The organism is Pseudomonas sp. NPDC087626 (genome assembly GCF_044743405.1).
In the GTDB taxonomy this organism is placed as follows: domain Bacteria; phylum Pseudomonadota; class Gammaproteobacteria; order Pseudomonadales; family Pseudomonadaceae; genus Aquipseudomonas.
This window is the reverse complement of record NZ_JBIUWJ010000017.1, coordinates 91458-103792: the sequence shown is the minus strand read 5'-3', so window position 1 is coordinate 103792 and position 12335 is coordinate 91458. Positions and strand designations below refer to the sequence as shown.

The 12335-nt window shown below is 61.8% G+C and carries 10 protein-coding genes and 1 pseudogene; 9 read left to right on the top strand and 2 right to left on the bottom strand.

The features are described from left to right. From hutG to ACIOVD_RS16215, 9 genes are all read left to right on the top strand, one after another. A complete protein-coding gene (gene hutG / locus ACIOVD_RS16255; RefSeq protein ID WP_401129058.1) occupies positions 1 to 804 on the top strand; it encodes an N-formylglutamate deformylase in 804 nt (267 codons plus the stop codon). A 237-nt stretch (positions 805 to 1041) separates the two neighbouring features. Beyond that, entirely contained in the window at positions 1042 to 2013 is a 972-nt protein-coding gene (gene pip, locus ACIOVD_RS16250) for a prolyl aminopeptidase (protein WP_401129056.1), read from the top strand. Then, positions 2010 to 2447: a D-aminoacyl-tRNA deacylase gene (gene dtd, locus ACIOVD_RS16245; RefSeq protein ID WP_095167311.1), complete on the top strand. Its 438-nt coding sequence runs from the start codon at positions 2010 to 2012 to the stop codon at positions 2445 to 2447. The genes pip and dtd overlap by 4 nt, the downstream gene beginning before the upstream one ends. Positions 2448 to 2781: 334 nt before the next feature. After that, positions 2782 to 4554, top strand: coding sequence for a glucan biosynthesis protein (locus tag ACIOVD_RS16240; protein WP_401129080.1), 1773 nt, complete (start codon positions 2782 to 2784; stop codon positions 4552 to 4554). Next, a complete protein-coding gene (mdoH, locus tag ACIOVD_RS16235) occupies positions 4547 to 7117 on the top strand; it encodes a glucans biosynthesis glucosyltransferase MdoH (RefSeq protein WP_401129054.1) in 2571 nt (856 codons plus the stop codon). Before ACIOVD_RS16240 ends, mdoH begins: the two co-directional genes overlap by 8 nt. A gap of 192 nt (positions 7118 to 7309) precedes the next feature. Beyond that, entirely contained in the window at positions 7310 to 8107 is a 798-nt protein-coding gene (locus ACIOVD_RS16230) for a transporter substrate-binding domain-containing protein (protein WP_095167516.1), read from the top strand. Between the two features lie 155 nt (positions 8108 to 8262). After that, the gene (locus ACIOVD_RS16225) at positions 8263 to 9222 is read left to right on the top strand and encodes an amino acid ABC transporter permease (RefSeq protein WP_095167307.1); all 960 of its coding nucleotides are present in this window, start codon (positions 8263 to 8265) and stop codon (positions 9220 to 9222) included. Continuing rightward, on the top strand, positions 9215 to 9949 hold the full coding sequence (locus tag ACIOVD_RS16220; protein ID WP_095167305.1) for an amino acid ABC transporter ATP-binding protein: 735 nt from the start codon (positions 9215 to 9217) through the stop codon (positions 9947 to 9949). The genes ACIOVD_RS16225 and ACIOVD_RS16220 overlap by 8 nt, the downstream gene beginning before the upstream one ends. A gap of 66 nt (positions 9950 to 10015) precedes the next feature. Continuing rightward, the gene (locus ACIOVD_RS16215) at positions 10016 to 10486 is read left to right on the top strand and encodes an HIT family protein (protein ID WP_095167303.1); all 471 of its coding nucleotides are present in this window, start codon (positions 10016 to 10018) and stop codon (positions 10484 to 10486) included. Between the two features lie 37 nt (positions 10487 to 10523). On the opposite strand, the gene ACIOVD_RS16210 is transcribed toward ACIOVD_RS16215, so the two are convergent. Together ACIOVD_RS16210 and ACIOVD_RS16205 are read right to left on the bottom strand one after the other, a co-directional pair. Beyond that, positions 10524 to 11237 (bottom strand): methyl-accepting chemotaxis protein, encoded by a 714-nt coding sequence (locus ACIOVD_RS16210; protein WP_371917580.1) that lies wholly within the window; start codon positions 11235 to 11237, stop codon positions 10524 to 10526. A 144-nt stretch (positions 11238 to 11381) separates the two neighbouring features. Continuing rightward, positions 11382 to 12323 (bottom strand): annotated as a pseudogene (locus ACIOVD_RS16205) (methyl-accepting chemotaxis protein); the annotation flags it as partial. Positions 12324 to 12335: the final 12 nt, after the last annotated feature.

Sequence of the window (12335 nt, the reverse complement as noted above, 5' to 3'; positions counted from 1 at the left end):
GTGGATAAGGTTCTGAACTTCCAACAAGGCCGGGTGCCGCTGCTGATCAGCATGCCGCACGCCGGTGTGCGCCTGACGCCAGCCGTCGAGGCCGGGTTGATCCCCGCCGCGCAAAGCCTGCCGGACACTGACTGGCACATTCCGACACTCTACGAGTTCGCCCAGGAACTGGGCGCCAGCACCCTGGCGGCGGAGTATTCGCGGTTCGTCATCGATCTCAATCGTCCGTCTGACGACAAGCCGCTGTACGTCGGCGCGACCACCGGCCTGTACCCGGCGACCCTGTTCGACGGCGTGCCGTTGTTCCGCGAAGGGCTGGAGCCGTCTACCGAGGAGCGCGCACGTTATCTGGAGCAGGTCTGGACCCCGTACCACCGCACGCTGCAGCAGGAGTTGGCGCGGCTCAAGGCCGAGTTCGGCTATGCCATGCTGTTCGACGCGCACTCGATTCGCTCGGTGATCCCGCACCTGTTCGAAGGCAAGCTGCCGGACTTCAACCTCGGCACCTTCAACGGTGCCAGTTGCGATCCGACGCTGGCCACCGAGCTGGAAGCGATCTGTGCTGGCCACAGCGATTACAGTCACGTGTTGAACGGGCGCTTCAAGGGCGGCCACATCACCCGTCATTACGGCAACCCGGACGAAAACATTCATGCGGTGCAACTGGAGCTGGGGCAGTGCACCTATATGGAAGAGTTCGAGCCATTCCGCTACCGCCCCGACCTGGCCGCTCCGACCCAGGTGGTGCTCAAGCAACTGTTGCAAGGGATGTTGGCCTGGGGGCGGCAGCGCTATAGCGCATAACCCGACTCACTCCCACAGTGAATTTGGGTGCTGGCTGATTTTGCCCCCCCAATAAAAAATTCCTGTGGGAGCCGGCCGGGCCGTGCTCCGCTTGCCCGCGACAGCGCCCACACAAGCGTCGCAAAAACCGTATTTTCTTCAGGGACATGCTCATTGCGCTATTCGGGTTTATGATGCCCAACGGCAGAATAATAGAAGTCCCCCCAGGGATGACCTCGACCCCTTACGGAGCGCGCAATGCAGACTTTGTACCCGCAGATCAAACCTTACGCCCGGCATGATCTGGCCGTCGATGAAACCCATACCCTGTACGTCGACGAAAGCGGATCACCGGAAGGTTTGCCGGTGGTGTTCATTCACGGTGGCCCCGGGGCGGGCTGCGATGCCATGAGCCGACGTTATTTCGATCCGAACCTGTACCGCATTGTCACCTTTGACCAGCGCGGTTGTGGCCGCTCCACACCCCACGCCAGCCTGGAAAACAACACCACCTGGGACCTGGTTGCCGACCTGGAGCGGATTCGCCAGCACCTGGGCATCGACAAGTGGGTGCTGTTCGGTGGCTCCTGGGGTTCGACCCTGGCCCTGGCCTACGCACAAACCCACCCAGAGCGCGTGCACGGCCTGATTGTGCGCGGGATTTTTCTCTGCCGCCCGCAGGAAATCGAATGGTTCTACCAGGCGGGCGCCAGCCGTCTGTTCCCGGATTACTGGCAGGACTACATCGCGCCGATTCCCCAGGACGAACGCGACGATCTGCTCAACGCCTTCCACAAGCGCCTGACCGGCAACGACCAGATTGCCCAGATGCATGCGGCCAAGGCCTGGTCGCTCTGGGAAGGCCGCACCGCGACCCTGCGCCCGAATCCGTTGGTGGTCGATCGCTTCTCGGAGCCGCAACGCGCGCTGTCGATTGCCCGGATCGAATGCCACTACTTCACCAACAACGCCTTCCTGGAACCCAACCAGCTGATTCGCGACATGGGCAAGATCGCCCACCTGCCTGGCGTCATCGTGCATGGCCGCTACGACGTGATCTGCCCGTTGGACAATGCCTGGGAGTTGCACCAGAACTGGCCCAACAGTGAACTGCAGGTGATCCGCGACGCCGGGCACGCAGCCTCCGAGCCGGGTATCACCGATGCCCTGGTGCGGGCTGCCAACCAGATGGCGCGGCGCCTGCTCGACCTGCCGCCTGAAGAAGCATGAAGGGCCTGTTGCAGCGCGTGCGTGGCGCGCGCGTCGAGGTAGCGGGGGAGGTTGTCGGCTCGATCGACCAGGGCTTGCTGGTCCTGGTGGCCGTTGAACCCGACGATACCCGGGCCAGCGCCGACAAACTTGTGCAGAAGCTGCTTAACTATCGGGTATTCAGCGACGCCGAGGGCAAGATGAACCTGTCCTTGGCCGATGTCGGCGGGGGGTTGCTGTTGGTCTCGCAGTTCACCCTGGCCGCCGACACCAAAAATGGCCTGCGCCCGAGCTTTTCGACCGCTGCCCCTCCGGCACTGGGCGAAGAGCTTTTTGACTATTTACTAGGCAAAGCACAGCAGTTGCATGGCAATGTGGCATCAGGCAGATTTGGCGCGGATATGCAGGTGCATCTGGTCAATGATGGCCCGGTGACCTTCCTGTTGCAGACCTGAAAGCGTTTGAAACATCTTTTCAGGGCTGTTTCGGGGTGAAACAGGGGTTTTTCGCAATAAATACTTTGTTACCCCTGATGCGTTGTAACGCGGGCTACTAGATAATCCCGCGCTACGGGGATCAGCGTTCGTTGGCCCATTTTTGACTTAGGTAGAGACTTGTTCACGACCGTTTGGGGAATCATTTTGCCCCATCGGAGTCGGAACAATGCTCGCCAACCTGGCATATAGATAGCTGGCCGTTGGTTTTTTGATCTGTTTTCGGCGAGGGTTGCTCGTGATTGTTAGTCCCTGTACTGCACCAAAATTGTCTGCCAAACGGTTACGAAACGCACTGGCGACAGGCTCTGCCCTGTTTTGCCTGCTCAGCGCCGGCCAGCTTTGGGCATTCAATCTGAACGATGTGTCGGCCAAGGCAAAAGAGCTGGCTGGGCAGAAATACGAGGCTCCGCGCAGCAATCTGCCGAACGAATTTCGCGAAATGAAATTCGCCGACTATCAAAAAATTCGTTTCCTGACCGAAAAAGCTGAATGGGCCGATAAAAAGACCCCGTTCAAGCTGTCGTTCTATCACCAGGGCATGCATTTCGATACGCCGGTGAAAATCAACGAAATCACGGCCAATACCGTCGAAGAGATCAAGTACGACCCAAGTCGTTTCGATTTCGGCGACGTCAAGTTTGATCCCAAGGCCACCGAACAACTGGGTTATGCCGGTTTCCGTGTGCTTTACCCGATCAACAAGGCCGACAAGCAAGACGAAATCATGACCATGCTCGGCGCGAGCTATTTCCGCGTCGTCGGCAAGGGCCATACCTATGGGCTGTCGGCCCGTGGCCTGGCGATTGATACCGCGCTGCCGTCGGGTGAAGAATTCCCGCGTTTCACCGAGTTCTGGATCGAGCAGCCGAAGCCGGGCGACAAGCACCTGGTGATTTTCGCCCTGCTGGATTCGCCACGTGCCACCGGCGCCTACCGCCTGACCCTGCGTCCTGGCAGCGACACCATTGTCGACGTCAAGGCGCAGATGTTCCTGCGTGACAAGGTCAGCAAGCTGGGCATCGCCCCGCTGACCAGCATGTTCCTGTTCGGCGCCAGCCAGCCATCGAAGGTCCTCAACTACCGTCGCGAGCTGCACGACTCCAGCGGCCTGGCGATCCATGCCGGCAACGGCGAGTGGATCTGGCGTCCGCTGAACAACCCGAAACACCTGGCCGTGAGCAACTTCTCGGTAGAGAACCCACGTGGTTTTGGCCTGCTGCAACGTGGCCGCGACTTCAGCCACTATGAAGACCTCGACGACCGCTACGACAAGCGCCCAAGTGCCTGGATCGAGCCAAAAGGTGATTGGGGCAAGGGTTCGGTCGACCTGGTGGAAATTCCTACCGCCGACGAAACCAACGACAACATCGTGGCTTTCTGGAGCCCGGAAAAACTGCCGGAGCCTGGCCAGCCACTGGATGTAGCCTATCGCCTGCACTGGACCATCGACGAAGCAGCCCTGCACGCCCCGGATAGCGCGTGGGTCAGCCAGACCCTGCGCTCCACCGGCGACGTCAAGCAGTCCAACCTGATCCGTCAGCCGGATGGCAGTGTTGCCTACCTGGTGGATTTCGAAGGTCCATCCCTGGCGGCCCTGCCGCCGGAGGCCGACGTTCGTAGCCAGGTCAGCGTGGGTGACAATGCCGAGCTGGTCGAGAACAGCGTGCGCTACAACCCTGAAACCAAGGGCTGGCGCCTGACCCTGCGGATGAAGATCAAGGACCCGAGCAAGTCGACCGAGATGCGTGCGGCCCTGGTGCAGCCCATCGTGCCGGCGGACCTGACCAAGACTTCGCTGCCAAGCTCCAATTCCTCGGTGGCCAAGGCCGACAAAGTGGCCGCCAAGCAGCAAGAGAAAGCGGACAAGGAAGCCAAGCAGGCAGAAGCCAAGCAAGCGGACGCCAAACAGGCTGACGCCAAGCCCGCTGCCGAGAGCAAGACCAAGGACAACAAAGACGCCAAGCAGCCAGTTGCTGCCGAAGCGGCCCCAGCCACACCGGAATCGGCGCCGACTGAAGAAGTCTTGACCGAGACCTGGAGCTATCAGTTGCCTGCCGATGAGTAATTCCCAAGCACAGCCAGAGTCGCTCAGCGAGTATCTGGCGCATTTGCCGATGACCGATGAGCAGCGCGCCGAGTTGGCGGGCTGCAAATCCTTCAGCGAACTGCATGAACGCCTGTCCTCGTCGACCTTCGACGCACCGACCGAGGCCGCACAGGCCTCGGTCGGCCGTCGCCTGACCCTCAACTCCGCCGAGGAGCTGGAAGAGGCCGAGATGCTGGTGCTCGACGCCAGCGGCCGGGTGTGCCTGAAAGCCACCCCGCCGATCCGTCGGACCAAGGTCGTGCCCGAGCCGTGGCGTACCAATATCCTGGTGCGCGGCTGGCGTCGGCTGACCGGTCGCACCAATCCGCCGGCACCGCCCAAGGATGAACGTGTGCTGCCGGCCGCGCGCTGGCGCACCGTCGGTTCGATTCGCCGCTACATCCTGCTGGTGCTGATGCTTGGCCAGACCATCGTTGCCGGCTGGTACATGAAAGGCATCATGCCGTACCAGGGCTGGTCGTTCGTCGACCTGAACGAAGTCCTGCATCAACCGCTGATGCAAACCGCCACGCAAGTGCTGCCATACGCCTTGCAGACCAGCATCCTGATTCTGTTCGGGATTCTGTTCTGCTGGGTCTCGGCCGGTTTCTGGACCGCGCTGATGGGCTTTCTCGAGCTGCTGACCGGTCACGATAAATACCGCATCTCCGGTAAAAGTGCCGGCAACGAGCCGATTCCCAAAGACGCCCGCACCGCCTTGGTGATGCCGATCTGCAACGAAGACGTGCCCCGGGTATTTGCCGGTTTGCGCGCGACCTTCGAATCGGTGGCCGCCACTGGCGATCTCGATCGTTTCGATTTCTTCGTCCTCAGTGACAGTAACGACTCCGATATCTGTGTCGCCGAGCAACAAGCCTGGCTGGATGTCTGCCGCGAAGCCAAGGGCTTTGGCAAGATCTTCTATCGCCGCCGTCGCCGTCGGGTCAAACGCAAGAGCGGTAACCTCGACGACTTCTGCCGTCGCTGGGGGGGTGACTACAAGTACATGGTGGTCCTCGACGCCGACAGCGTGATGAGCGGTGAGTGCCTGACCAGCCTGGTGCGCTTGATGGAAGCCACGCCGGACGCCGGGATCATCCAGACCGCGCCACGGGCTTCGGGCATGGACACCCTGTATGCACGCATGCAGCAGTTCGCCACCCGGGTCTACGGCCCGCTGTTCACCGCCGGCCTGCACTTCTGGCAGTTGGGCGAATCCCACTACTGGGGGCACAACGCGATCATCCGCATGAAGCCGTTCATCGAGCACTGCGCCTTGGCGCCGTTGCCCGGTAAAGGCGCGTTTGCCGGTGCCATCCTGTCCCACGACTTCGTTGAAGCCGCGCTGATGCGCCGTGCCGGCTGGGGCGTGTGGATTGCCTACGACCTGCCGGGCAGCTACGAAGAACTGCCGCCCAACCTGCTGGACGAACTCAAGCGTGACCGTCGCTGGTGCCACGGTAACCTGATGAACTTCCGCCTGTTCCTGGTCAAGGGCATGCACCCGGTGCACCGTGCGGTGTTCCTGACGGGCGTGATGTCCTACCTGTCGGCACCGCTGTGGTTCTTCTTCCTGGTGCTGTCGACGGCGCTGCTGGCGGTCAACACGCTGATGGAGCCGCAGTACTTTCTGGAACCGCGCCAGTTGTATCCGCTGTGGCCACAATGGCACCCGGACAAGGCCATCGCGCTGTTCTCGACCACCATCGTGCTGCTGTTCCTACCGAAGTTGTTGAGCATCATCCTGATCTGGGCCAAGGGCGCGAAAGAGTTCGGCGGCAAGTTCAAGGTCACCCTGTCGATGCTCCTGGAGATGCTGTTCTCCATGTTGCTGGCGCCGGTGCGGATGATTTTCCACACCCGGTTTGTGCTCGCCGCGTTCCTCGGTTGGGCCGCGACCTGGAACTCGCCACAGCGTGACGATGACTCCACGCCCTGGAGCGAGGCAGTCAAGCGTCACGGTCCACAGACCCTGCTGGGCTTCTTCTGGGCCTTGCTGGTGATCTGGCTGAACCCGAGCTTCCTGTGGTGGCTGGTGCCGATCGTCGGTTCGTTGATGCTGTCGATCCCGGTGTCGGTGATCTCCAGCCGTGTGGGCCTGGGCCTGAAGTCCCGTGACGAGAGCCTGTTCCTGATTCCTGAGGAATACAATCCGCCACAGGCCTTGCTGGCGACCGACCAGTACACCCACGAGAACCGCTGGCACGCCCTGAACGACGGCTTCATCCGCGCCGTGGTCGACCCGCAGCAGAACGCCCTGGCGTGTGCGCTGGCGACTTCGCGTCACGGTCAGGCCGAGCCGATCGAGTGGTTGCGCACCGAGCGGGTACGCCATGCGTTGAAAGTCGGCCCGGCCGGCTTGAACAACCATGAGCGCCTGCAGTTGCTCAGCGACCCGGTCGCCCTGGCTCGCCTGCATGAGCAGGTCTGGAGCGAAGGCCACGCCGACTGGCTGGACGCCTGGCGGGCTTCGGTGAAAGCCGACCCCCATGCGCCGCTGTTGCCGCTCAAGCCCTTGAGCTTGCAGGCACAACCGGCCTGATGAAAAAGCCCCGCCGATCCGCGGGGCTTTTTTTTGCCTGAAACTTCGTAACCACTTGTGCAAACGGCCGAGTGCGTTAGCATCGCTCCCTTCTTTGGTGTGCCCGGACAACCTTTGTGTCCGTATCGGCCGTTTTCCACAAAAAAGCGTTCGATTGCGCGCCTTACTACAAAAAGATTGGGGACTTTGATGATGAAGAAGTATCTCTCGATGCTGATGCTCGGCGTCTCGGCACTGGTAGCAGTCAACGCGGCGCAGGCCGGCGCCATCGACGATGCAGTCAAGCGTGGCACGTTGAAAGTCGGCATGGATCCGACCTACATGCCGTTTGAAATGACCAACAAGCGCGGCGAAATCATTGGCTTCGAAGTCGATCTGCTCAAAGCCATGACCAAGGCCATGGGCGTCAAGCTGGAACTGGTATCCACCGGTTACGATGGCATCATCCCGGCCTTGCTGACCGACAAGTTCGACATGATCGGCAGCGGCATGACCCTGACCCAGGAACGCAACCTGCGCCTGAACTTCAGCGAACCCTTCATCGTGGTCGGCCAGACGCTGCTGATCCGCAAGGAGCTGGAAGGCACCATCAAGTCCTATAAAGACCTGAACAGCGCTGACTACCGCATCACCTCCAAGCTCGGCACCACGGGCGAAATGGTCGCCAGGAAGCTGATGTCCAAAGCCAAGTACCACGGCTACGACAACGAACAGGAAGGTGTGCTCGACGTGGTCAACGGCAAGGCTGACGCCTTTGTCTACGACGCACCGTACAACGTGGTGGCAGTGAACAAGGTCGGCAACGGCAAGCTGGTGTTCCTCGACAAGCCGTTCACCTACGAGCCACTGGCTTTCGGCCTGAAGAAGGGCGACTACGACAGCCTGAACTTCATCAACAACTTCCTGCACCAGATCCACGAAGACGGCACCTACGATCGTATTCATGACAAGTGGTTCAAAGACACCGCTTGGCAGAAAGACATGGAATAAGGCTTGGTCAGATAGACCGAGTCGCTTCAATCGCTGGCAAGCCAGCTCCCACAGGTTCAGCGTTGGACACAAAAATGCTGCTCACCTGGACCATTGTGGGAGCGGGCTTGCCCGCGATGACGGCCTGACAGGCAACAAACATCCCGGAACCCGCAATGAAACATAAAAAAGCCCAATGGCCCTGGCACGTCCTGACCGTGCTGGTGCTGGTCGGCATGGCCGGCGCGTTGTACTACGCCACCTCGCTGATGTCCTACGAATGGCGCTGGAACCGCGTGCCGCAGTACTTCGCCTATCACGCCGAAGACACCCAGCGTGCCGCCGACATCTCCACCGTCAGCGAACTGGTGCGCAAAGGTGACAAAGCTGAGGTGACCCTGCGCAACGACGCCGGCACCGAGCAAGTGCTGACGGTCGACGACAACAGCCTGCAAGTGGCCCGTGGCGACGATGTGGCCGAAGGCGATGTGATCGGTGTCACCCGGCATTGGGCCGCAGGACCGCTGCTGTGGGGCTTGTGGACAACCTTGTGGCTGTCGCTGGTCTCGGGTGTGCTTGGGCTGTTGATCGGTCTCGCAACCGGCCTGTGTCGGCTGTCGAACAACCCGACCCTGCGCGACCTGTCGATCGTCTACATCGAGCTGGTGCGCGGTACGCCGCTGCTGGTGCAGATCTTCATTTTCTACTTCTTCATCGGCACGGTGCTCAACCTGTCCCGCGAGTTCGCCGGGATTGCCGCGCTGTCGCTGTTCACCGGGGCCTACGTGGCCGAGATCATTCGATCGGGCGTGCAGTCGATTGCCCGTGGGCAGAACGAAGCCGCGCGCTCCCTGGGCCTGAATGCCAGCCAGTCGATGCGCCATGTGGTGCTGCCGCAAGCATTCAAGCGGGTGCTGCCGCCACTGGCCGGGCAATTCATCAGCCTGGTCAAGGACACCTCGCTGGTGTCGGTCATCGCCATCACCGAGCTGCTCAAGAGTGGCCGTGAAGTCATCACCACCTCGTTCTCGCCGTTCGAAATCCTGTTCTGCGTGGCCGGGCTGTACCTGTTGATCAACCTGCCGCTGTCGAAAATGGCCAGCCGGCTTGAGCGGAGGCTCGCGCAAAGTGATTGAAGTCCGCGATCTGATAAAAGTCTTCGACACCCGTGGCCAGGTGGTTCGCGCGGTGGACAACGTCACCACCCAGGTGGCCAAGGGCGAGGTGCTGGTGGTCATCGGTCCGTCCGGTTCCGGCAAATCGACTTTCTTGCGCTGCCTCAATGGCCTGGAAGAGTTCGATTCCGGCTCGGTGAGCATCGACGGCCTGCAACTGGCCGACCCGAAAACCGACGTGAATGCCTACCGGCGTGAAGTCGGCATGGTGTTCCAGCACTTCAACCTGTTCCCGCACATGACCGTGCTGGAGAACCTGTGCCTGGCGCAGAAGGTCGTGCGCAAGCGCGCCAAGAAGGAGCGCGAAGCCAAGGCCATGGCGCTGTTGGAGAAGGTCGGCATTGCGCAGAAGGCCCACGAGTTCCCGTCGCGCCTGTCCGGCGGCCAACAACAGCGGGTGGCAATCGCCCGGGCGCTGGCCATGGAGCCCAAGGTCATGCTGTTCGACGAGCCGACCTCGGCACTCGACCCGGAAATGGTCGGCGAAGTGCTGGATGTGATGAAGACCCTCGCTGTGGAAGGCATGACCATGGTCTGCGTGACGCACGAAATGGGCTTTGCCCGCGAAGTGGCGGACCGGGTGCTGTTCTTCGATCACGGCAAGTTGCTGGAAGATGCCTCGCCAGCCGAGTTCTTCGATGCGCCGAAGGATCCGCGGGCGCAGGCGTTCTTGCGTCAGGTCTTGTAAGGACGCCACTAAATAACTGGCCGGCAGAAACGTTTATCAAGGACTCCACGGACGGGCTTGAACAACATGGACTGTATCTTTTGCAAAATGCTCGCCGGCCAGGCACCCATGCACCTGATCTGGGAGGACGAAGCCCACGTGGCATTCCTCTCCAGCCGTCCCAATACACCGGGCTTCTCGGTGGTCGTGCCCCGGCAGCACGTTGGCAGCTACGCGTTCGCCCAGTCGGATGAGGTATTGTCGGGGTTGATGATCGCCGCGAAAAAAGTCGCACTGCTGATCGACCGCGCGCTGCCGGACGTTGGCCGCACGGGCTTGATGCTGGAAGGCTATGGCATCGACCATTTGCACGCCAAGCTCTTCCCCATGCACGGGACGGGCGACTCCAGCGCCTTCAAACCCATCAGTTCCAACGTCGACAAGTTCTTCGAGCGCTACGAAGGCTATATCTCGTCCCATGACTTCAAGGGTGAGCTCAACCACGACCTCGCGGCCCTGGCGCAGCACATTCGCCAGGTTGGCGGGTGCGACGCCTGAACCGGGAGGCTGTTGCCAGCCTCGCGTGTGCCACCGATCAGACCCTGAATTTACCCACCAGCATCTGCAGATGAGTACCCAACCGCGCCAGCTCAACGCTGGAGGCGGCGGTCTCCTCACTGGCGGCCGAGGTCTGCTCGGACACATCACGCACATTCAGCACGCTGCGGTTGATCTCTTCGGCCACGGCGCTTTGTTGCTCGGCCGCGGCGGCGATCTGCTGGTTCATTGCCTGAATCGCTGAGACGGTGCGGGTGATGTTGTCCAGCGAACCGCCCGCGCGACGGGTGAGCTCGACGCTGCTGTCGGTCAGGCTGCGGCTGTTGTCCAGGATGGTGGCGACCTGCTGGGTGCCGCTCTGCAGGCCAACGATCAGTTCCTCGATCTCTTCGGTGGACTTCTGGGTGCGTTGCGCCAGGCTGCGCACTTCATCGGCGACCACGGCAAAACCCCGGCCGGCCTCACCGGCCCGCGCGGCCTCGATGGCGGCATTGAGGGCCAGCAGGTTGGTTTGCTGGGCCACGGACTTGATCACGTCCAGCACGCTGCCGATTTTGTCGCTCTCGCGCTTCAAATGGCCCATGGCTTCGGTGGAGTGGCCGACCTCGGTGGCCAGGCGCTCGATCTGGGCGATGGCTTCGCCGACCACTTTGTCGCCTTCACGGGCCTGCTGGTCGGCCGCGACGGCGGCCTCCGAGGCCTCTTCGGCGTTACGCGCGACTTCCTGCACGGTGGCGGCCATTTCGTTCATCGCGGTGGCGACCTGATCGGTCTCGACCTTCTGGCTGTTGACCCCGGCGCTGGTCTGCTCGGTCACCGCCGACAGCTCTTCGGCAGCGCTGGCGATTTGCGTGACGCCATCGCTGATCCCGCCAATCAGCTCGCGCAGGCCGACGATCATGCTCTGGATCGCGCGCTGCAGTTGGCCCAGTTCGTCGCGGCGCTGGGAGATCAGGTTGTGCGTCAGGTCGCCGGCGGCCACCCGCTCGGCGGCCTTGAGGGCCTGGTTCAGCGGGATGATGATCTGCCGGGTGATGGCCCAGGCAGCGATCAGGCCGAACACCAGGGCCAGCACCGTGCTCAGCAATAGGGTGTTCTTGGCGTGGGCGGCGTCGGTGTCGCGGACGACGGTCTGCGACAGCGTGAGTTTTTTGCTCAGTTCCAGCAGGACGTCGCCTTGATGGGCCATGTCCTTGAGTGCGGTGGCGCTGGCCACCTGGGCATCGCGGTACTGGCTGACCGCCGCGCGGTAGCCGATCAGCGAGTCGCTGGCCTGTTGCAGGTTGCCGACGTGCTGCTCGGGCAGTTGCGCGGGCAGGGCCTTGAGGTAGTCGAGGGCTGCGTCGATGGCGGCCAGGGCCGGCTGTTCGGCCTCGGCCTTGCCGCTGTAGGTGTAGCCGCGGACCTGGAAGCGCGCCTGCTGGAGCAGTTTGCTGAGGTCGATGACGCTGTTGAACTGCGCCACGTTGTCGCCTTGCAGCAGGGCTTTCTCCACTTCGCTGACGCGGGCCACGGCAGCGTCAGCGGTCGCGCCCAGCTTGGCTCTGGCGGCTTCACGATGGGTGGTGGCCTGGGTCATGTCGGCGAAGGCGTGCCGGTACTCGCTGACGGCTTCCAGTTGCTCATTGAGTATGGCGGCGTCGGCGGGCTGCTCGATCATCGTCAGGGCGCTCTTGAGGCCCTGGTCGAGGTTGTTCAACACCTCGTTCACCGCCGCCGGTCCTTGCTCGCCGTGACGCATGTCATAGTCCAGGCGGGCAATGCGCAGGTCTTTGGTCAGTGCGGCGAGGCTGGAGATGAAGCCGAGCTTGTCGCCCCGGCTGATGATGCTGCTCATGCCCGCCCAGCC